This window comes from Pantoea cypripedii, from assembly GCF_002095535.1.
Lineage (GTDB): Bacteria > Pseudomonadota > Gammaproteobacteria > Enterobacterales > Enterobacteriaceae > Pantoea > Pantoea cypripedii.
Window position 1 is genome coordinate 1,266,544 of sequence record NZ_MLJI01000001.1, and the last position, 19,073, is coordinate 1,285,616.

Sequence of the window (19,073 nt, forward strand, 5' to 3'; positions counted from 1 at the left end):
AGCATGAGTCAGATCATTCACCGCAGCCTTCGTACCACGCCAGCCGTGGCGGTGAGCGCCCAGGGGGCTTATATCACGGATGCCAATGGTAAGCGTTTTCTTGATGCCTGCGGCGGCGCGGCTGTCTCCTGCCTCGGGCACAGCCACCCCGAGGTTCTGGCAGCGATGCACCGCCAGATTGATCAACTGGCCTATGCCCATACCAGCTTTTTCACCAGCGAAACCGTTGAGCAGCTTGCTGAGCAACTGACGCGCACTGCGCCCGGTGACCTGAACTATGCCTATTTTGTTTCCGGTGGTTCTGAGGCGGTGGAAACCGCACTGAAACTGGCGCGCCAGTATTTTGTTGAGATCGGTCAGCCGGAGCGCACCACCTTTATTGCCCGCAAGCAGAGCTATCACGGCAATACGCTTGGTGCGCTGGCGGTCGGCGGCAACGAATGGCGTCGTCGTCAGTTTGCCCCGTTGCTGATGGATGTGGTGCGTGTCTCAGCATGCAATGAGTACCGCGATCGCCGCGACGATGAAAGCCAGCAGCAATATACCCAGCGTCTGCTGAATGAACTGGAAGAGGCGATTCTGACTACCGGGCCGGAGAAAATCATCGGCTTTTGCGCGGAAACCGTGGTGGGTGCCACCACCGGAGCTACCCCGCCGACGCCGGGTTACTTCCAGGGCGTACGCCGCCTGTGTGACAAATACGGCATCCTGTATATCGCCGATGAAGTGATGTGCGGCATGGGACGCACCGGCACCCTGCATGCCTTTGAACAGGATGGCGTGGTACCGGATATCGTCACCATCGCCAAAGGTTTAGGTGGTGGTTATCAGCCGATTGGCGCGGTGCTGGCGAGTGAAAAGATTGTCGCTGCGTTACAGGCGGGGAGCGGCCTGTTCCAGCACGGCCATACTTATATCTGTCATGCCACGGCTGCCGCTGCTGCCCTGGCTGTGCAGCAAATTATTGAGCGCGATAATCTGCTGGAGCAGGTGCAGGTGCAGGGGGCGTATCTGCAACAGGCACTGCGCGAGGTGCTGGGAGAGCTGCCGCACGTCGGCGATACCCGTGGGCGCGGTTTGTTCGCCGGTGTGGAACTGGTGCAGGACAAGGGCAGCAAAACCCCGTTTGATCCGGCGCTGAAGTTACATGCCGCGATTAAAGCGCAATGTATGGAACGTGGCCTGATGGTCTATCCGATGGGCGGCACCCTTGATGGGCAATATGGCGACCATATCCTGATCGCACCGCCGTTTATCGTCACCCGTCCGCAGCTGGATTTTGTGGTGGAGACGTTACAGCAGGTGATCAGCGCAGAAACGCGCAAGCTGGCAGGGCGTTGATCATGAATCGTTTACCTCCGCTCGCCGAACATCAATGGAGCGATGAGCAGCGTCAGCTGGCCGAAGAGATCATTAACGGACCGCGTGGCGCGTTGCTGCCACCGTTTGAACCGCTGCTGCGTAGCCCGGAGCTAATGGCCCATGCGCAGCGGATGGGTGAGTATCTGCGCTATCGCAGTGCGCTGGGTCAGCGTCTGTCGGAGCTGGCGATTCTGCTCACCGCCCGTCATTGGTCGCAACCGGTGGAGTGGGCCATTCATGCCTCAATCGCCCGCGACAAGGGGATTTCCGCCCGCGCGGTGCAGGCGATTAATGAACAACGTCTGCCTGATGATTTGCAGGCTGACGAGTGGGTGGTGTATCACTTCTGTCAGCAATTGCATCAGCAGAAAAAGGTGCAGGACGACACCTGGCAACAAGCCATCGCCTTGTGGGGCGAAAAAGGTGTGGTCGATCTGATCGGTATTAACGGCTATTACAGTCTTCTTTCCATGATTATGAACGGTGCACAGACGCCGGTACCCGACACCCGGGATTTTATTATCCCCGCATAAGTGGTTCACTCGAAAATAAGAGCCGGCAGATAATGCATGTGTTGTGCTCTTATTCCCCGTGCTGAATAACATTGACTTTAAATGGTGGCGCAATGATTTATTGCGCTGCGCGAAGGCTACTGCCTGCAGTTTCACTGACGCCGAGGGTTATTATGTCTGCATTTTTTAATAAATTAAAAGTCACACTGGCACTGGTTGCCTGTTCCGCGAGTTTTGCTGCGATGGCGCAGGATAAATTAGTGGTGGGTGTTGATACCGCATTTGTTCCTTTTGAATTTAAACAAGGCGATAAATATGTCGGTTTTGATATCGACTTATGGAATGCCATCGCACAGAAAATGCATGTCAGCTATGAATTGCGTCCGATGGATTTCAGCGGATTAATTCCGGGCCTGCAATCACGCAATCTGGATGTGGCGATGGCAGGGATTACCATCACCGATGCGAGAAAACAGGTGGTTGATTTCAGCGAGGGGTATTACAACGCTGATCTGTTAATCGCGGTAAAAAGCGGTGATAACAGCATCACCAAATTCAGCGATCTGGCCGGTAAAAAAGTGGGGCTGAAGCAAGGTACCGCTGCTGCCAGCTTTATGAAGAGCAAATATAAAGCCGATTACGTTGAGTTCCCGAATATCGACAACGCCTACCTCGATTTGCAGGCAGGTAATCTGGATGCCGTGGTACACGATTCCCCCAACGTGCTGTACTACGTGAAAACCGCCGGAGATGGCAAAGTGAAATCTGCCGGTGAAAACGATAGCAGCCTGCCGCAGCAGTATGGCTTTGCCATGCAGAAAAACAGCAGCTGGACACCGAAAGTCAATGCCGCGTTGCAGGCACTGCGCACCGACGGCACCTACACCAAGATCTACGTGAAGTGGTTTGATAAGAAACCTAAATAATCCCATCAGGCCGGTATCAACCGGCCTGAATTGAGACAATCTGGTCGATATATGAATTTCGAAACAAAATATATATGGGAATCCCTGCCGCTATTATTACAGGGATTACAACTGACGCTTATCATCTCACTGACGGGGTTGTTAGGTGGCTTTATTATTGGTCTGCTGGCGGGCACCTGTCGTGCACTCGGTGGCCGGGTAACGAAGACGATATCGTTAATTTTCGTCGAGTTGATTCGTGGTACCCCAATTATGGTGCAGGTGATGTTTATTTACTTTGCCTTGCCGATGGTACTGCCCGTTCGTATTGACCCGGTGACTGCCGCGATTGTTACCATTATTATCAACTCTGGCGCTTATATTGCGGAAATTACCCGCGGTGCCATTTTATCGATTAATAAAGGTTTTAAAGAAGCGAGCCTGGCAATGGGATTATCCCAGCGCAGCACGCTGTGGTTCGTCATTATGCCGCTGGCGCTGCGTCGTATGATTCCGGCATTGGGTAACCAATGGATCATCAGCATTAAAGACACGTCACTGTTTATTGTGATTGGTGTGGCTGAGTTAACGCGGCAGGGGCAGGAAATTATCGCCGGAAACTTCCGTGCGCTGGAAGTGTGGACCGCAGTGGCGCTGATTTACCTGCTGGTGACGCTGTGCCTGAGCTTCCTGCTGAAGCAACTGGAGAAAAGGATCCATATTTTATGAGCATGGTTGAATTCAATGCGGTGTCGAAGCATTTCGGTGCGACCCAGGTGCTGCACGATATCAATTTAAAAATTGAAGCTGGCGAAGTGGTGGTGATTATCGGCCCGTCGGGATCGGGGAAATCGACGCTGCTGCGTTGCATCAATAAGCTGGAAGAGATTTCATCCGGCACCCTGCTGGTGGCGGGCATGCATATCACCGACCCACACGCCAATGAATGTGATATCCGGCGCGAGGCGGGGATGGTGTTCCAGCAGTTTCATCTGTTCCCGCACCTGACGGCGCTGGAGAATGTGATGTTCGGCCCGATTCGCGTGCGTAAGCAGAGCAAAGCGGCGGCGCGTGAACAGGCGCTGGCACTGCTGGATCGGGTTGGTTTACGTGAGCGTGCCAACCATTATCCTTCGGAATTATCGGGTGGCCAGCAGCAGCGTGTTGCCATTGCCCGCGCGCTGGCGGTAAAGCCGAAAATGATGTTGTTTGATGAGCCAACCTCGGCACTGGATCCGGAGCTGCGTCATGAAGTATTGAAGGTGATGCGCTCGCTGGCGGATGAAGGGATGACGATGGTGATCGTGACCCATGAGATCGGTTTTGCCCGTGATGTGGCATCGAGACTGATTTTTATTGATGGCGGTACCATTGCTGAAGATGGTCCACCTGATATCCTGCTGAATGCCAGCCGCAATCCGCGCCTGAAAGAGTTTTTGCAGCACGTTTCCTGAATATAAGTGAATGATAACACCATGAAAAACATCGCAATCAGTGGTTCCGCCTTTGCCATCGGCCAGCAGTTGGGTGAGTTTGGCCGTGATGCCTGGCATCGCGAGCTGACGCAAACCCGGCTATGGCAAACCGTGGTCGCCATGCAGGGTTCTGAACAGTTGCAGGCGATGCGCGCGATGGTGATCGCGCAATATCCGCTGATTTGGCAGGAATTGCAGGGCATGGCGCAGGGGCTGACAGCCTCCATCGATGAAGTCTTTGCCTGGAACTGTCGTGGCGATTTAGTTCGTTCCACCTCGGATGGTTGCACCACGGTAGCGGGTTGTAGCCCAAACGGAGAGGTGCTTATCGCCCATAACGAGGATGGTTTCCCGCAGTTGCGTGATGATTGTGCGCTGGTGAGCGTCACCCCGGATGAAGGGTTGAGTTTTACCAGCTTCGCCTATCCCGGTTCCATTCCCGGCCATACCTTTGCGGTTAATGAAAAGGGTATCGTTAACACGGTGAATAACATCCGGGCGCAGCATCGCCCGCTGGGTTTACCGCGCCAGGTACTGGCCCGTGCGGCGCTCAATGCCAGCACGCTGGACGAGGCTGTCCTTCAACTGACCACCCATACGCGCGCGGGTGCTTTTCACCATACGCTGGGTCAGATGGGGGATAGCCGCGTGTTTAGCGTTGAAGCCACCGGTTCAGGTTGCTCGGTGGTACAACTGACGTCGGTCATGGGCCATGCCAATCATCTGATTCATCCGGTGATGGCCGATGTGCAGCAGGTGATCACTGCCAGCTCCGCCTCACGCCAGAGCCGGTTGATCGCCTGGCAGGCCAGCCAGCCGCAGCTGGATACCGATGCCGCCAGAGCGATTTTATCGGATCAGCATGATGCTGAGCTGCCGATCTATCGGCTCGCACCGCAGGACCCGGACGAAGAAAACACCCTGGCGACGGCGGTGTTCACCCTCGGCGCACAGCATGTTGATTGGCAGGTGTTTGGTCTGAATCGTGCAGTCGCAACATGTCAGGGAAGGGTAGTCTAGCGGCAATGCCGTCATCCGCCAGGATGACGGCCTGATAAAAAAGTCATTTACTGGCTGGTGCCGTCAGTTTTGCTATTGACGTCATCACTACCGGTTTTGGTTTTGACTTTCTTATTTATGTCCGGACATTTACCGTCTTTACACTGACTATTTTTATTCACTTCGCTGGCAGACATATTACTGCTGCTCCCACCTGAAGTGGCTGCGCTATTGGTGTTGCTATCAGTGTTATTAATTTTGCTGTTATCGACTTTATTGGGCGGCAGATTCTGTTTTGCGCCACCGGCAGCCGCACCAGCATCAGCCGCCTGATTGGTGGTACCGTTATTTTCAGCCGCCGCCATTGCAGCGCCACTGCCCAGAGTCATTGCTGCTGTCAGAAAGATCATTGCAAACTTATTCATCATTTTGCTCCTGTAATTTATGACAGTCGCCGTCTTAAACCCGATGGTGCGGTTTGACGAAAACAAAGCACCCCAACGGAATATAATTCCATCGAAGATGTGTTGTCTGAATATAAATAATGAAAGCGATTCATTCCGTAGTGCTTACTATTAAAAGTCTAGCGTAAAACCGCATAAACGCAAATTTCGCTTATACCCGTTCCCGGCGTGGGCAATTTACAGCTGTTGCCTGACGGGCTACATTGGACGGGTTGCGTCCGGCGCGCGCCGGGCCAGAAATTGAATGGAATAAGCATGAATTACCAGAACGACGATTTACGTATTCGAGAAATCAAAGAGTTATTGCCTCCTGTTGCGCTGCTTGAGAAATTTCCTGCGACCGATAACGCGGCACAAACCGTTGCTAAAGCCCGTCAGGCTATCCACCGTATTCTGCATGGTGCAGATGATCGTCTGCTGGTGATCATCGGACCCTGTTCGATCCACGACACCACCGCAGCAAAAGAATATGCAGAGCGTTTGCTCAAGTTGCGCGATGAGCTGAGCGGCGAGCTGGAAGTGGTGATGCGCGTCTATTTTGAGAAGCCGCGTACCACGGTGGGCTGGAAAGGGCTGATTAACGATCCTTACATGGACGGCAGCTTCCAGATCAATGATGGTCTGCGTCTGGCGCGTAAACTGCTGGTGGATATTAATGACACCGGTCTGCCCGCTGCTGGCGAGTTCCTTGATATGATCACCCCGCAATACGTGGCTGATCTGATGAGCTGGGGCGCAATTGGTGCGCGTACCACCGAATCACAGGTGCACCGTGAGCTGTCCTCCGGTCTGTCCTGCCCGGTTGGCTTCAAAAACGGCACTGATGGCACCATCAAAGTGGCGATTGACGCTATCAACGCTGCCAGCGCGCCGCATTGTTTCCTGTCAGTCACCAAATATGGTCATTCGGCGATTGTCGAAACCAGCGGTAATGAAGATTGCCATATCATCCTGCGTGGCGGTAAAGAGCCGAACTACAGCGCTCATCATGTGGCTGCGGTAAAAACCGGGCTGGAAAAAGCGGGCCTGACGCCGCAGGTGATGATCGACTTCAGCCACGCCAACAGCAGCAAACAATTCCAGCGCCAGATGGTGGTTGCGGAAGATGTTGCGCAGCAGATTGCGGGTGGCGAGCAGGGGATTACCGGTGTGATGCTGGAGAGTAACCTGGTGGAAGGTAATCAGAGTCTGGAGAGCGGTGAACCGCTGGTGTACGGCAAAAGCGTGACGGATGCCTGCATTGGTTGGGACGATACAGATAAGGTGTTGCGCCAGTTGGCCCAGGCGGTTAAACAGCGCCGCGGTTGATTCTACCTGCGGGGTGGTACCGAGTAGTTTTCGTTCGCTATGGGCTGAGGTAGTTTCAGCTCGCTGGTGCGGCGACCGAGCAAAGGGGACCTGGCCGTCCCCTTTGCATTCCCCGGCCCTGCGCCGCCTTCCTCGCCGCTTCGCGGCTTTTTCGCGCGATAAATCGCGCCGCTACACGCCGCCTTTCGCCGCATCCTTGCGGCTCATCCTGGAATCGCTCCCGCGCTCAGCGAGTCCGGATGGCGCTCACCCCCCCGCTGCCACAGCGATGACTTTCTGGGATTTTTCTGTTGTTGTTTGTTTTTTCTTTTTTCTTTTTTCTTTTTTCTTGCGGGTTTTCAGGCGGGGTGTGGATGGAACCTTCTCAGAGCCAAACAGCCTCAAAAAAAAGCCAGACTTGCGTCTGGCCTTATTTTTTTATTTCGCTTTACCCTGGTTCGCGACGGCTGCGGCTTTCGCAGCGATCTCGTCAGCATCACCCAGATAATAACGTTTGATCGGCTTGAAGTTCTCGTCGAACTCATACACCAGCGGTACGCCGGTCGGAATGTTCAGTTCGAGGATTTCATCTTCGCTCAGGTTGTCGAGGTATTTCACCAGCGCACGCAGGGAGTTACCGTGTGCTGCAATGATCACTTTCTCACCGCTCTTGATGCGCGGCAGAATGCTGTCGTTCCAGTAAGGAATAACACGCTCGATGGTCAGCGCCAGGCTCTCGGTGGTCGGCAGCTGGGCATCAGTCAGTGACGCATAACGCGGGTCGTGGCCCGGGAAACGCTCATCGCTACGATCCAGTTCCGGCGGAGTCACGGCAAAACCACGACGCCACTGTTTCACCTGATCGTCACCGTATTTAGCGGCGGTTTCAGCTTTGTCCAGACCCTGCAGCGCACCGTAGTGACGCTCGTTCAGACGCCAGCATTTTTCTACCGGCAGCCAAGCCTGATCCAGCTCATCCAGCACATTCCACAGGGTGTGGATGGCACGTTTCAGCACGGAAGTGTAGGCAAAATCGAATACGAAACCTTCTTTCTTCAGCAGCTGACCGGCTGCTTTGGCTTCGGTGCGACCCTTATCGGACAGATCCACATCGTACCATCCGGTGAAGCGGTTTTCCTGATTCCACTGGCTTTCGCCGTGGCGCACCAGAACCAGCTTAGTTACGGCCATAGCTTAACTCCTTAATGCTTGATGATTATAGAAACCGGCGGCGGCCACCTGATTGAGCGGCTCACTAATAGCGCCATACCATAGCGGAAAACATCGCACTGCGTAAGCCTGTCCACGACGCAGTGCGCGTTTTTCAGCCTGCTGTCAGTGCGGGGTGAGGCGATAACGCGTCACAGACTGCCAGCTGTCGCCAGGTTGCAGCCAGCAATCCGGCTGTGGCCACTCAGTATGGTTGGGCGAATCCGGTAAAAATTCACTCTCTAAGGCGATGCCCTGGAAAGCAGTATAGCTTCCCTGCTCACGGGCGCGTGTTCCGTCCAGATAGTTGCCGGAGTAGAACTGCAGCGCCGGGGCAGCGGTAAATACGCTCAGCTCCAGTTTGCCGTCAGCCGACCACAGTCGGGCTGCGGGCTGGCTGCTGTCACCGGCGGTATTCAGCAGAAACGCATGGTCATAACCTTTTACCGCTTTCTGATCGTCATCGGCGAGGAAGTCATCGGCAACGGTTTTCGGCTGACGAAAATCGAAGCTGGTTCCCTCCACCGCTTTAAGCGGCGCATTGGGGATGCCTTCACTGTCGACCGGCAGATAACGGTCCGCCAGCAGTTGTAAGCGATGCTGGCGTGCATCGCCATGATGCGCGTCAAGGTTGAAGTAAGCATGATTGGTCAGGTTAACCGGGCAGGGCTTATCGGTGCGCGCCTCGTAATGGATCGACAGACAATTGTCGTCATCGAGGTGATAGCGCAGATCAGCAATCAGATTGCCGGGGAAACCCTGATCGCCATCGGGCGAGTCGATGCGATAATGCACCTCGGTTTCACTCTGGCTGAGAATTTGCCAGCGGCGCTTATCAAATCCTTCCGGCCCGCCGTGCAGCTGATGTTGACCCTGATTGGCGACCAGCGCCAGATTCAGCGGTTGCAGCGTGGCGTTGGCAATACGGTTGGCATAGCGGCCCACCGTCGCCCCAAGATAGGCATCCTGATGCAGATAATCGGACGGCGTAGCGCAACCAAGCAGCGCTTCGCGCACGCTGCCATCCTGCATCGGCACACGCGCCGAGAGCCAGGTGGCGCCCCAGTCCATAAAAGTCACTACCATGCCGTTGCGATTACGTAATACGGTAATCCGCCACGGTTGTCCGTCCGGTGCATGTGATTGCACATCATTTACCATTGGCCCGCTCCTTCAGAAGCTTTGCACACGTAAAAGGTTTCTTTGATACCGGTTTTGGCTTCGTATTGTTCGGCCACAGCGGCCTTCACCTGATCCACCAGATCGGTTGGCATCAGCGCCACGATGCAGCCACCAAAACCGCCACCGGTCATACGCGCACCACCGCGCGTACCGATCTCAGCTTTGACGATCTCGACCAATTGATCAATCGGCGGCACGGTGATTTCGAAATCATCACGCATCGAAGCGTGCGATGCGGCCATCAGCTCACCCATACGGGTCAGATCGCCCGCGCTCAGTGCATCGGCGGCTTCCAGCGTGCGGGCGTTTTCAGTGATCACATGACGTACGCGTTTGGCCACCAGCGGATCGAGCTGGCTTGCTGCGGCTGTGAATTCTTCCAGCGTGACATCGCGCAGTGCCGGTTTATTGAAAAAGCGTGCACCGCTTTCACACTGTTCGCGGCGGGTGTTGTACTCGCTGCCTACCAGCGTGCGGCGGAAGTTGGAGTTGATGATCACCACCGCCACATCGGCAGGCATCGACACGGCGCGGGTGCCAAGGGTGCGGCAATCCAGCAGCATGGCGTGATCCTGTTTACCGAGCGCGGAAATCAGCTGATCCATGATGCCGCAGTTACAGCCGACGAACTGGTTTTCCGCTTCCTGGCCGTTTACCGCAATGGCAGCGCCGTCGAGCGGCAGTTGCCACAGTTGCTGGAATACGGTGCCGACCGCCACTTCCAGCGATGCCGATGAACTCAGGCCCGCACCCTGCGGAACGTTGCCGCTGATCACCATATCCACGCCACCGAAGCTGGCATCACGTTTTTGCAGATGTTTCACTACACCACGCACATAGTTGGCCCACATCGGCTCGGTTACCGGCTCAATCGGCGCATCCAGTGAGAAGCTATCCTGCTGATTGTCATAATCCACCGCGACCACGCGTACCTGGCGGTCATCACGTTTGGCGCAGGCAATGACGGTTTGATAATCAATGGCGCAGGGCAACACGAAACCATCGTTATAGTCGGTGTGTTCGCCAATCAGGTTTACGCGGCCCGGTGCCTGAATGCTGTGGCTCGGCTGATAACCAAATGTCTCAACGAAGGTCTGTTGTGTAATGGATTTTAATGACATTTATTGCGCCTCGCGGAAATGGACATCGCTGACAGAACGCAGGCGTTCTGCCGCCTGTTCTGCCGTTAAATCACGTTGGGTTTCGGCCAGCATTTCATAGCCAACCATAAATTTGCGTACCGTTGCTGAACGCAGCAGCGGCGGATAGAAGTGAGCATGCAGCTGCCAGTGTTCGTTAGCTTCGCCATTAAAAGGCGCACCGTGCCAGCCCATTGAGTAGGGGAAGGAGCACTGGAACAGGTTGTCGTAACGGCTGGTCAGCAGTTTGATCGCCAGCGCCAGATCTTTACGCTGAGCGTCCGAAAGATCGGTGATGCGTTTTACATGCGCTTTGGGCAGCAGCAGGGTTTCGAACGGCCACGCCGCCCACCAGGGTACCACTGCCAGCCAGTGATCGGTTTCTACCACCGTGCGGCTGCCATCTTTCAGTTCACGCGCCACGTAATCCACCAGCATCGGCGTGCCTTTTTCGGCAAAGTAGCGACGCTGATGCTCGTCTTCACGCTGTGCTTCGTTAGGTAAGAAACTGTTGGCCCAAATCTGACCGTGCGGATGGGGGTTGGAGCAACCCATCGCCGCGCCTTTGTTTTCGAATACCTGCACCCAGGGGTAGTGCTGGCCGAGGTCGGCGGTTTGTTCCTGCCAGGTTCGGACGATATCTTCCAGCGCGTTGAGTGGCAGCTCCGGCAGGGTTTTGCTGTGATCCGGCGAGAAACAGATTACCCGGCTGGTGCCGCGAGCGCTTTCGCAACGCATCAGGACGTCGTCGCTCTCGGGGGCGTCCGGTGTGTCGGTCATCAGGGCGGCAAAGTCATTAGTAAAGACGTAGGTGCTTTTATAATCAGGGTTTTTATCACCGGTGATACGGGTGTTACCGGCGCAGAGGAAGCAATCGGGATCGTGTGCGGGCAGCTTTTCCAGTGCCGGTGTTTCCTGTGCGCCCTGCCACGGGCGTTTAGCACGATGTGGCGAGACCAATACCCACTGATCGCTCAACGGGTTGTAACGGCGATGCGGGTGATCGACCGGGTTAAATTTTTCCATGTGTGATCCTGGTAAAATACAAACAGATAAAAATGACTTCGATCAAAGTAGCACAAAGGTCAGACTGAAAGCGTGATCCAGTCTGTATAAATGGTATCGTTTACACAAGGTGACGATTCTCATTTTGTGGGTTTAATCGCAGAGTTTGCTGAATATATGGGCAATGAAGTGGTAGCGATTACACTAGAGGGGGGCGCGATAAATTGCGCCGCTACTTATGATCGCACCAGGCGTAGCGGCGCGATTTATCGCGCATGTGTTTGGGTGTTGACCTTAATGTAGCTTTTCCTGTTGGTAGCCGTAACCACCGCCTTCCTGCGCCACAAAACTCAAACGATGGGTGATGCACTGCGGTGCATCCTCAGCATGGTGCGAAACAAACAGCAATTGCGTCCGCCCCTCACCAATCAACACATCAACAAAACGGCGCACCAGTTGACGGTTGATCGGATCCAGCCCCTGCAACGGCTCATCAAGGATCAGCAGCGCGGGATGTTTGACCAGCGCGCGGGCGATCAGCACCAGCCGCTGCTGGCCCCATGACAGGCTATGGAAGGGCGCATCGGCCAGCGCGTTATCCATCCCCAGCAAGGCCAGCCACTGGCGTGCGAGCGCTTTCTGTCGATCGGACACCGCCTGATACAAGCCAATGGAATCGAAGAAACCCGACAGAACCACGGTGCGCACATTCACGCTGACGCGATAATCGAGATGCAGGCTGCTGCTGACATAACCAATATGTTGTTTGATATCCCAGATAGTTTCCCCGCTGCCGCGCCGGATGCCGAACAGCGTTAAATCGTTGCTGTAGCCCTGCGGGTGATCGCCGGTTACCAGGCTGAGCAGGGTGGATTTGCCTGCGCCGTTCGGTCCGACAATCTGCCAGTGCTCGCCAGGATTAACCTGCCAGCTCAGGCCGTTAATCACCGGTTTGTCGTTATAGGACACCACACCGTTGCGCAGAATCACGCGCGGCGCATCATCCGCCAGCGGGGGGAGCTGGTCGGGCGCATCGGCCTCCGGCAGCGCCATTCCCTCCAGCTTCTCGCTGTGCGCCAGCTGGGCCACCAGCGCTTCCGCCAGGATCGCGCGACGCTCGCCGACATGTGTCAGGGTGCATTCCGCCAGTACGCCCACCTGCTGAACAAAATCAGGAATATCATCAAAGCGGTTCAGCACCAGCACCACGGTGTAACCCTGCTGATGCAGGTCGCTCAGGGTTTGCGCCAGGCTGGCACGGGACGCTACATCCAGGCCATCAAAGGGTTCATCGAGGATCAGCAGGTCCGGCTGCGCCATCAACGCCTGGCATAACAGGGTTTTACGGGTTTCGCCGGTGGAAAGATATTTGAAGCGACGATCGAGCAGATAACTGATGCCAAACTGCTGCGCCAGTGCCTGGCAGCGCGCTTCGTCTTTCACTTCATCCTGAATGATCTGTGCGGCGGTACGACCGGTGTCATCTTCGCCTTCGCTGAGCATGTCGGTGTTATTGCGTTCCCACTCTTCGGTTACCAGCTTTTGCAATTGCTCCAGCGATAAACGCGTCGGACGCTGAAAGTCATGGCTGACGCTGCCTTTGCCCGCGGGCAGTTCGCCTGATAACGCGCGCGCCAGTGATGACTTGCCGCTGCCGTTGGCACCGACAAAGGCCCAGCTTTCACCGCTGTTAAGGGTTAAATCGTTGAGGGACAGCACTCGGGTGTCGCTAAGACGAAACGTGCCTTGCGAAATTTGCAATGAAGTCATGATTTATTCCATTTTATGCATCGTGTCACTCAGTTGTAGCGACCGCTGCCAATGAAGTCAAATCATGGCCGGGATTTCAGAGCAGTGTGGCGATGATGGCGTGTTCCGCATTAAAACTGGCGGTGACGTTATCGCCAGCCTGCAGATTCTGCTGCGTCACTTCGCTGTTGGGAACGGTGGCGCACAGGATTTCTCCTCCTGGCAATGCCATCAGCACTTCGCTTACCTGTTCGCCGGGTTCGATGGCGGTGATCTGCACAGCCAGCTGATTATCACTCTGGCTGGCCGCGCGGCTGACCTGAATCCACGGCGCTTTGATCAACACCAGCACTTCTTTGCCGTTTTCCAGCTGCAAACGCTCGGCGCTGCGCTGGGTCAGTGCCACCTGCAGGCGGGTCACGCCATCGCTCAGCAGTACATCAATATGTTGCACCACCTGCTGGTGATCACGCGTCAGCACCGTACCAAAAAGCTGGTTACGCGCGCTGGTCTGCAATGAGAAACGAGCAATCGCCGCCAGCAGGCTATCGAGGGGCAGGCTGTCATTTTTCAGCACATCAAAGGCTTTCTGCTGAATCTGCTCCATCAGCTGAAACAGCTGAATCAGACGCTCGCCGTAACGCGTCAGCTGCGCGCCGCCGCCGCCTTTGCCACCGGTGGCGCGTTCCACCAGCGTTTGATCGGCCAGTTGGTTCATTTCGTTGATGGCATCCCAGGCGCTTTTGTAGCTGATACCCGCCAGTTTTGCCCCCTGGCTAATGGAGCCGGTTTCCTGGATACGCTTCAGCAGCTCAATACGACGTGGATCGGCAAACAACTTTTGTTGCAGACGAATATGAAGAGAGAGTTCAGCTTGCATGTCAGCTCCTTAGGTTGGTTTGTCGATTCTAATCAGCTGTTAAGGTAAAAGCACGAAAAGGGCATGGCACTTTATTCCCAGGACGTTACAATCACTTTTTTATTTTCTGCGTGAGGTTTCCATGCTGGAACTGCTAAAAAGCCTGGCCGTCGCCGTGATTATGGTGCCGATTGTTATGGCCATCATGCTGGGCCTGATTTACGGCCTTGGCGAAGTGTTTAACGTCATCTCTAAATTTGGCCGTCGCGAAGATCGTTCCGCCAACAACTCACATTGATTTTCCAGCGCCCGCATCTTGCGGGCGTTTTGTCCTTAACTTCCATCAAATCCTGCCGATATAAAGCTCATGACAGCATCAAACCTTGCGTTGTAGTATTCAGTATATAACGTAACAAGGAGATAAAAATGCTATCAAAACATTACCGCTGGGGTGCCGTTGCCGTTCTGTCTTTCTCACTGACCGGACCGGCACTGGCCGCAGAGAAAATCACCGTGTTTGCTGCGGCTTCACTGACCAATGCGTTGCAGGAAATTGGCACGCAATATCAGAAGCAAACCGGCGTTGAAGTGGTGTCATCTTTTGCATCTTCGTCCACGCTGGCTCGCCAGATTGAACAGGGCGCGCCAGCGGATCTGTTTATATCTGCCGATCAGCAGTGGATGGATGATGCGGTGCAGAAAAAGAGCGTGATCGACAATACGCGCTATACCCTGCTGGGTAATGATCTGGTGCTGGTGGCCCCGCGCAGCAACAGCGCGAAAGAAGTCACCATCAATGAAAAAACCGACTGGAAAAGCCTGCTGAAAGGCGAGCGTCTGGCGGTGGGCGATCCGGATCATGTACCAGCCGGGATTTACGCCAAAGAAGCATTACAGAAGCTGGGCGCGTGGGACACCTTAGCGCCAGTATTGGCACCGGGCAATAGCGTGCGTGCTGCGCTGGCGCTGGTCGAACGTAATGAAACGCCTTACGGCATTGTTTACGGTTCTGATGCGGTCGCCAGTGATAAAGTCCAGGTTGTCGGTCGTTTCCCGGAAGATAGTCACAAACCGGTGGAATATCCGATGGCGATTGTCAAAGAACATCAACGTGCGCCGGTTGAGGCCTTCTACAAATATTTGCAGGGGCCGGAAGCCGCCGCAGTGTTTAAACAGTATGGATTTACGCCGAAGAAATGATACTGAGTGATCCTGAATGGCAGGCGGTGTTTCTCAGCCTGAGAGTCTCCTGCGTGGCGGTGCTGTGCAGCCTGCCGTTTGGCATCCTGATGGCCTGGATTCTGGCACGCTGCCAGTTTCCAGGCAAAACCCTGCTGGATAGCCTGATCCATCTGCCGCTGGTGTTGCCACCCGTGGTAGTGGGCTATCTGCTGCTGATTTCCCTCGGACGCCGTGGCTTTATCGGCCAATGGTTATATGACTGGTTCGGCATCAGTTTTGCCTTTAGCTGGCGCGGTGCGGTGATTGCCGCGGCGGTGATCGCGTTTCCGCTGATGGTGCGGGCGATTCGCCTGGCGTTGGAAGGCGTCGATACCCGGCTGGAACAGGCGGCGCGCACCCTGGGTGCGGGGCGCTGGCGCGTATTCTTCACCATCACCTTACCCCTGACGTTTCCCGGCATTATTGTTGGCACGGTACTGGCTTTTGCCCGCTCGCTGGGCGAATTTGGTGCCACCATCACCTTTGTCTCCAATATTCCCGGCGAAACGCGCACCATTCCCTCCGCGATGTTTACCCTGATTGAAACGCCAGGGGCGGAAAATGCGGCGGCACGGCTGTGTGCGGTGGCGATTTTGCTGGCGCTGTTGTCGCTGGTGGCTTCGGAACTGCTGGCTCGCTGGGGCCGCAAGCGGCTGGGGGTTTAATGCTGACACTTAATTTCTCCCAGCAGCTGGGTAATCACCAGCTGGATGTGGATGTGGACATTCCCGGCAAAGGTATCACCGCTATTTTTGGCGTGTCCGGTGCCGGTAAAACCTCGCTGATCAACGCCATCGGTGGCTTAACGCAGCCGCAGCGTGGGCACATCAAACTGAACGAGCGGTTGTTGTTTGATGCCGAATCCAGCCTGAATCTGCCACCTGAGAAGCGCCGCATCGGTTATGTGTTCCAGGATGCTCGCCTGTTCCCGCATTACAGTGTGCGCGGCAATCTGCAATATGGTATGGCCGCCGCGATGAAGCCTCAGTTTGATGACCTGGTGGCGCTGCTCGGTCTGGAACCGCTGCTGCGGCGTGCGCCGTCTTCTTTGTCGGGCGGTGAGAAACAACGCGTGGCGATTGGCCGTGCATTGCTGACCGCGCCAGATATCCTGCTGATGGATGAGCCACTGGCTTCGCTCGATCTGCCGCGCAAGCGCGAGTTGATGCCTTATCTGCAAAAGCTGGCGAAGCAGGTGGATATTCCCCTGTTATATGTGTCGCACAGCCTCGACGAAATCCTGCAACTGGCGGATAACGTGCTGGTGCTGGATAGCGGCAAAGTGAAAGCCTTTGGTTCGCTGGAGAAGGTATGGAGCAGCGCGGCCATGCGCCCATGGCTGCCGGTGAGCGAACGCACCAGCGTGCTGCGGGTGCAGGTGCTGGAGCAGCATCCTGATTACCCGATGACCGCACTGTCGCTCGGCGACCAACATATTTGGGTCAGCCGGGTTAATCAGCCACTGAAAACCGTGTTGCGCATTCGTATTGCGTCTGCCGATGTCTCACTGGCGTTACAACCGCCGCAAAACACCTCGATTCGCAATATCCTGCCCGCGCGGGTGGTGGAGTTGCTGGAGATTGATGATCAGGTGGAAGTGAAGCTGCGCATCGGCATCAGCGAGTTGTGGGCGCGGATCTCGCCGTGGGCGCGGGATGAGCTGGGCATCCGGCCAGATCAGTGGCTGTATGCCCAGATTAAAAGTGTCTCAATTACCGCCTGATTACAGGATTTCCTGGTAAATCACTTCGGCAATGCCGGGTTCCAGATTGGTGCCAATCACCTTGCCGGCACGCGCTTTAATCGCGTCGTCGGCATTGCCCATCGCCACACCCAGACCCACTTCTTCCAGCATGCTGAGGTCGTTGTAGTTATCACCGAACGCCAGCACATCTTTCATGCTCAGCCCCTGGCTTTCTACCCACTGTGCGAGGCGTTTGCCTTTGCTGTTGCCGCGCTGGGCGATATCCACCTGATCGTGCCACGACCATTCACAGGCCAGCCCCAGTTCGGCTTCGGTCTGCTCAGCGAATTGTTGTAACGCGCGGGTGTCAGAATGGGACAGGGCGAACTTCCAGATCGACTGCGCATCATGCGCCGCCTGCACCAGGCTCGGTACGTGCAGGAAGGTCGGACGTTGCTGCGGTGGCAATGATTCGGCCCAGTTAAGCGTGCGCGTGACATGGCCTGTCGGCTGCTGGTAAAGCATTGCGTCATCGACATACAGCAGGCCGTGGATGTCCTGCTGATCGAGCATTTCAATCACGCGTACTGCCTGTGATTTCTCCAGCGGATCGGACGCCAGCACCTTTTTTGCCTGATAATCATACAAATAGGTGCCGTTGCAACAGATTGCGGGTGTATCCAGTTGCAGTGCCTGATAAAAAGGATGGATGGCACAATGGTGACGACCGGTGACGATCAGCACTTTGACACCAGCCTGCTGAGCGCGGGCCAGCGCTTCAAGGGATTCAGGCAGAATAGTTTTACGCGGGGTCAGCAGGGTGCCGTCGAGGTCAAGGGCGATTACGCGGTAGCTCATTACTCTTTCCGTCTGGGGTTACAAAGCAAACAGTCTACACCGGGCAGCCGCTCTGAGACAAAAAACAGGGCACAAATGATTCCAGCGCGTCCAAATGAAACGCGCTACAGTGATACCCTTTCAGCAAGCCGAACAAGGAGAACGCATGAAACAAGTCGTGTATACCGCCAGCCCCGAGAGCCAGCAAATCCATGCCTGGCAGCTACAGGAAGATGGCGCGCTGACGTTACTGCAGGTGACGGATGTTGCGGGTCAGGTGCAGCCGATGGTGGTCAGCCCGAAGAAAGATTTCCTCTATGTCGGCGTGCGTCCGAATTTCCGTGTGCTGGCCTACCGCATCGCTGCTGATGGCACGCTGAGCGAAGCGGGTGAAGCCCCACTGCCGGGCAGCCCGACACATATCTCCACCGACCGTCTCGGTAACTACCTGTTCTGCGGTTCCTACAACGATGCCTGTGTCAGCGTCAGCCCGATTGGCAGCGATGGTGTGCCGCAGGCCCCGAGCCAGGTGATTGGTGAGCTGGAGGGTTGCCACTCCGCCAATATTGATGTGAAAAATCAGACTTTGTTTGTTCCGGCATTGAAGCAGGACCGTATCTGCCTGTTCCAGCTGAACAGCGACGGTACGCTGACGCCGCGCCCGCAAGCGCAGGTGACCACGGTGGAAGGGGCAGGGCCGCGTCATATGGCGTTCCACCCGAACGGCAGCTACAGCTATTGCGTGAACGAACTGGACAGCACCGTAGATGTCTGGGCCTTGAGCAATGCGCATGGCGAAGTTGAACGCGTGCAGAGCCTGAATATGATGCCTGCCGATTTCACCGGCACCCGCTGGGCGGCAGATATCCACCTGACGCCAGATGGCCGTTTCCTGTATGCCTGCGATCGTACCAGCAGCATCATCACGGTGTTCAGCGTCAGTGAAGACGGTGGCCTGCTGACCCTCGAAGGTTTCCAGCCGACGGAAACGCAGCCGCGTGGTTTTAACATCGACCACAGCGGCAAGTACCTGGTCGCGGCGGGACAGAAATCTCACCATATCGAAGTGTACAAAATCAGCGACGATCGTGGTCTGCTGACACCGCTGGCGCGCTATGCGGTTGGACAAGGCCCGATGTGGGTGGTGATTCACTCGCTGGATTAAATCCTTGCGCGATAAATCG

At 55.6% G+C, this 19,073-nt stretch carries 20 protein-coding genes; 12 read left to right on the forward strand and 8 right to left on the reverse strand.

From position 1 onward, the window contains the following. Positions 1 to 3 precede the first annotated feature (3 nt). From HA50_RS05825 to HA50_RS05850, 6 genes are all read left to right on the forward strand, one after another. The gene (locus HA50_RS05825) at positions 4 to 1,341 is read left to right on the forward strand and encodes an aspartate aminotransferase family protein (protein WP_084873542.1); all 1,338 of its coding nucleotides are present in this window, start codon (positions 4 to 6) and stop codon (positions 1,339 to 1,341) included. Positions 1,342 to 1,343: 2 nt separating this feature from the next. Next, positions 1,344 to 1,895, forward strand: a complete 552-nt coding sequence (locus HA50_RS05830) for a carboxymuconolactone decarboxylase family protein (RefSeq protein WP_084873543.1) — start codon at positions 1,344 to 1,346, stop codon at positions 1,893 to 1,895. Between the two features lie 152 nt (positions 1,896 to 2,047). Further along, complete coding sequence (glnH, locus tag HA50_RS05835; RefSeq protein ID WP_084873544.1) at positions 2,048 to 2,800, forward strand: glutamine ABC transporter substrate-binding protein GlnH; 753 nt, start codon at positions 2,048 to 2,050, stop codon at positions 2,798 to 2,800. A gap of 51 nt (positions 2,801 to 2,851) precedes the next feature. Then, entirely contained in the window at positions 2,852 to 3,508 is a 657-nt protein-coding gene (gene glnP / locus HA50_RS05840) for a glutamine ABC transporter permease GlnP (RefSeq protein ID WP_084873545.1), read from the forward strand. A 2-nt stretch (positions 3,509 to 3,510) separates the two neighbouring features. Then, complete coding sequence (glnQ, locus tag HA50_RS05845; RefSeq protein WP_084878363.1) at positions 3,511 to 4,233, forward strand: glutamine ABC transporter ATP-binding protein GlnQ; 723 nt, start codon at positions 3,511 to 3,513, stop codon at positions 4,231 to 4,233. Positions 4,234 to 4,254: 21 nt separating this feature from the next. After that, positions 4,255 to 5,274 (forward strand): C45 family autoproteolytic acyltransferase/hydrolase, encoded by a 1,020-nt coding sequence (locus tag HA50_RS05850; RefSeq protein WP_084873546.1) that lies wholly within the window; start codon positions 4,255 to 4,257, stop codon positions 5,272 to 5,274. A gap of 47 nt (positions 5,275 to 5,321) precedes the next feature. Here HA50_RS05850 and HA50_RS05855 read toward each other — a convergent pair whose 3' ends face one another. Continuing rightward, entirely contained in the window at positions 5,322 to 5,681 is a 360-nt protein-coding gene (locus HA50_RS05855; RefSeq protein WP_084873547.1) for a YbgS-like family protein, read from the reverse strand. A gap of 291 nt (positions 5,682 to 5,972) precedes the next feature. On the opposite strand from HA50_RS05855, the gene aroG reads away from it, so the two are divergent. Next, positions 5,973 to 7,025 (forward strand): 3-deoxy-7-phosphoheptulonate synthase AroG, encoded by a 1,053-nt coding sequence (gene aroG / locus HA50_RS05860; RefSeq protein WP_084873548.1) that lies wholly within the window; start codon positions 5,973 to 5,975, stop codon positions 7,023 to 7,025. Positions 7,026 to 7,442: 417 nt separating this feature from the next. Here aroG and gpmA read toward each other — a convergent pair whose 3' ends face one another. From gpmA to modE, 6 genes are all read right to left on the reverse strand, one after another. Beyond that, positions 7,443 to 8,195, reverse strand: coding sequence for a 2,3-diphosphoglycerate-dependent phosphoglycerate mutase (gpmA, locus tag HA50_RS05870; protein WP_084873550.1), 753 nt, complete (start codon positions 8,193 to 8,195; stop codon positions 7,443 to 7,445). A gap of 144 nt (positions 8,196 to 8,339) precedes the next feature. Then, the gene (gene galM, locus HA50_RS05875) at positions 8,340 to 9,374 is read right to left on the reverse strand and encodes a galactose-1-epimerase (RefSeq protein ID WP_084873551.1); all 1,035 of its coding nucleotides are present in this window, start codon (positions 9,372 to 9,374) and stop codon (positions 8,340 to 8,342) included. Beyond that, positions 9,368 to 10,516, reverse strand: coding sequence for a galactokinase (gene galK, locus HA50_RS05880; protein ID WP_084873552.1), 1,149 nt, complete (start codon positions 10,514 to 10,516; stop codon positions 9,368 to 9,370). Before galK ends, galM begins: the two co-directional genes overlap by 7 nt. Next, positions 10,517 to 11,560, reverse strand: a complete 1,044-nt coding sequence (gene galT / locus HA50_RS05885) for a galactose-1-phosphate uridylyltransferase (RefSeq protein WP_084873553.1) — start codon at positions 11,558 to 11,560, stop codon at positions 10,517 to 10,519. A gap of 273 nt (positions 11,561 to 11,833) precedes the next feature. Next, entirely contained in the window at positions 11,834 to 13,309 is a 1,476-nt protein-coding gene (modF, locus tag HA50_RS05890) for a molybdate ABC transporter ATP-binding protein ModF (protein ID WP_084873554.1), read from the reverse strand. A gap of 76 nt (positions 13,310 to 13,385) precedes the next feature. Continuing rightward, positions 13,386 to 14,168: a molybdenum-dependent transcriptional regulator gene (gene modE / locus HA50_RS05895; protein WP_084873555.1), complete on the reverse strand. Its 783-nt coding sequence runs from the start codon at positions 14,166 to 14,168 to the stop codon at positions 13,386 to 13,388. Between the two features lie 121 nt (positions 14,169 to 14,289). Here modE and HA50_RS05900 point away from each other — a divergent pair, with 121 nt between their 5' ends. The 4 genes from HA50_RS05900 (at position 14,290) to modC (ending at position 17,091) form a co-directional block, all read left to right on the forward strand. Further along, the gene (locus tag HA50_RS05900; protein WP_084873556.1) at positions 14,290 to 14,445 is read left to right on the forward strand and encodes an AcrZ family multidrug efflux pump-associated protein; all 156 of its coding nucleotides are present in this window, start codon (positions 14,290 to 14,292) and stop codon (positions 14,443 to 14,445) included. A gap of 128 nt (positions 14,446 to 14,573) precedes the next feature. Continuing rightward, positions 14,574 to 15,347 carry a molybdate ABC transporter substrate-binding protein gene (gene modA, locus HA50_RS05905; protein ID WP_084873557.1) on the forward strand — a complete coding sequence of 258 codons (774 nt, stop codon included), beginning with the start codon at positions 14,574 to 14,576 and terminating at the stop codon, positions 15,345 to 15,347. Further along, positions 15,344 to 16,033, forward strand: coding sequence for a molybdate ABC transporter permease subunit (gene modB / locus HA50_RS05910; RefSeq protein WP_084873558.1), 690 nt, complete (start codon positions 15,344 to 15,346; stop codon positions 16,031 to 16,033). Before modA ends, modB begins: the two co-directional genes overlap by 4 nt. Continuing rightward, positions 16,033 to 17,091: a molybdenum ABC transporter ATP-binding protein ModC gene (modC, locus tag HA50_RS05915; protein WP_084873559.1), complete on the forward strand. Its 1,059-nt coding sequence runs from the start codon at positions 16,033 to 16,035 to the stop codon at positions 17,089 to 17,091. Before modB ends, modC begins: the two co-directional genes overlap by 1 nt. Here modC and HA50_RS05920 read toward each other — a convergent pair whose 3' ends face one another. After that, a complete protein-coding gene (locus HA50_RS05920; RefSeq protein WP_084873560.1) occupies positions 17,092 to 17,910 on the reverse strand; it encodes a pyridoxal phosphatase in 819 nt (272 codons plus the stop codon). Between the two features lie 145 nt (positions 17,911 to 18,055). Here HA50_RS05920 and pgl point away from each other — a divergent pair, with 145 nt between their 5' ends. Then, positions 18,056 to 19,054 carry a 6-phosphogluconolactonase gene (gene pgl, locus HA50_RS05925; RefSeq protein WP_084873561.1) on the forward strand — a complete coding sequence of 333 codons (999 nt, stop codon included), beginning with the start codon at positions 18,056 to 18,058 and terminating at the stop codon, positions 19,052 to 19,054. The last annotated feature ends 19 nt before the right edge of the window (positions 19,055 to 19,073 follow it).

Coding starts and splice junctions, on each gene's coding strand:
- HA50_RS05825 (WP_084873542.1), top strand. CDS start 4: ATGAGTCAGATCATTCACCGCAGCCTTCGTACCACGCCAGCCGTGGCG.
- HA50_RS05830 (WP_084873543.1), top strand. CDS start 1,344: ATGAATCGTTTACCTCCGCTCGCCGAACATCAATGGAGCGATGAGCAG.
- glnH (WP_084873544.1), top strand. CDS start 2,048: ATGTCTGCATTTTTTAATAAATTAAAAGTCACACTGGCACTGGTTGCC.
- glnP (WP_084873545.1), top strand. CDS start 2,852: ATGAATTTCGAAACAAAATATATATGGGAATCCCTGCCGCTATTATTA.
- glnQ (WP_084878363.1), top strand. CDS start 3,511: ATGGTTGAATTCAATGCGGTGTCGAAGCATTTCGGTGCGACCCAGGTG.
- HA50_RS05850 (WP_084873546.1), top strand. CDS start 4,255: ATGAAAAACATCGCAATCAGTGGTTCCGCCTTTGCCATCGGCCAGCAG.
- HA50_RS05855 (WP_084873547.1), bottom strand. CDS start 5,681: ATGATGAATAAGTTTGCAATGATCTTTCTGACAGCAGCAATGACTCTG.
- aroG (WP_084873548.1), top strand. CDS start 5,973: ATGAATTACCAGAACGACGATTTACGTATTCGAGAAATCAAAGAGTTA.
- gpmA (WP_084873550.1), bottom strand. CDS start 8,195: ATGGCCGTAACTAAGCTGGTTCTGGTGCGCCACGGCGAAAGCCAGTGG.
- galM (WP_084873551.1), bottom strand. CDS start 9,374: ATGGTAAATGATGTGCAATCACATGCACCGGACGGACAACCGTGGCGG.
- galK (WP_084873552.1), bottom strand. CDS start 10,516: ATGTCATTAAAATCCATTACACAACAGACCTTCGTTGAGACATTTGGT.
- galT (WP_084873553.1), bottom strand. CDS start 11,560: ATGGAAAAATTTAACCCGGTCGATCACCCGCATCGCCGTTACAACCCG.
- modF (WP_084873554.1), bottom strand. CDS start 13,309: ATGACTTCATTGCAAATTTCGCAAGGCACGTTTCGTCTTAGCGACACC.
- modE (WP_084873555.1), bottom strand. CDS start 14,168: ATGCAAGCTGAACTCTCTCTTCATATTCGTCTGCAACAAAAGTTGTTT.
- HA50_RS05900 (WP_084873556.1), top strand. CDS start 14,290: ATGCTGGAACTGCTAAAAAGCCTGGCCGTCGCCGTGATTATGGTGCCG.
- modA (WP_084873557.1), top strand. CDS start 14,574: ATGCTATCAAAACATTACCGCTGGGGTGCCGTTGCCGTTCTGTCTTTC.
- modB (WP_084873558.1), top strand. CDS start 15,344: ATGATACTGAGTGATCCTGAATGGCAGGCGGTGTTTCTCAGCCTGAGA.
- modC (WP_084873559.1), top strand. CDS start 16,033: ATGCTGACACTTAATTTCTCCCAGCAGCTGGGTAATCACCAGCTGGAT.
- HA50_RS05920 (WP_084873560.1), bottom strand. CDS start 17,910: ATGAGCTACCGCGTAATCGCCCTTGACCTCGACGGCACCCTGCTGACC.
- pgl (WP_084873561.1), top strand. CDS start 18,056: ATGAAACAAGTCGTGTATACCGCCAGCCCCGAGAGCCAGCAAATCCAT.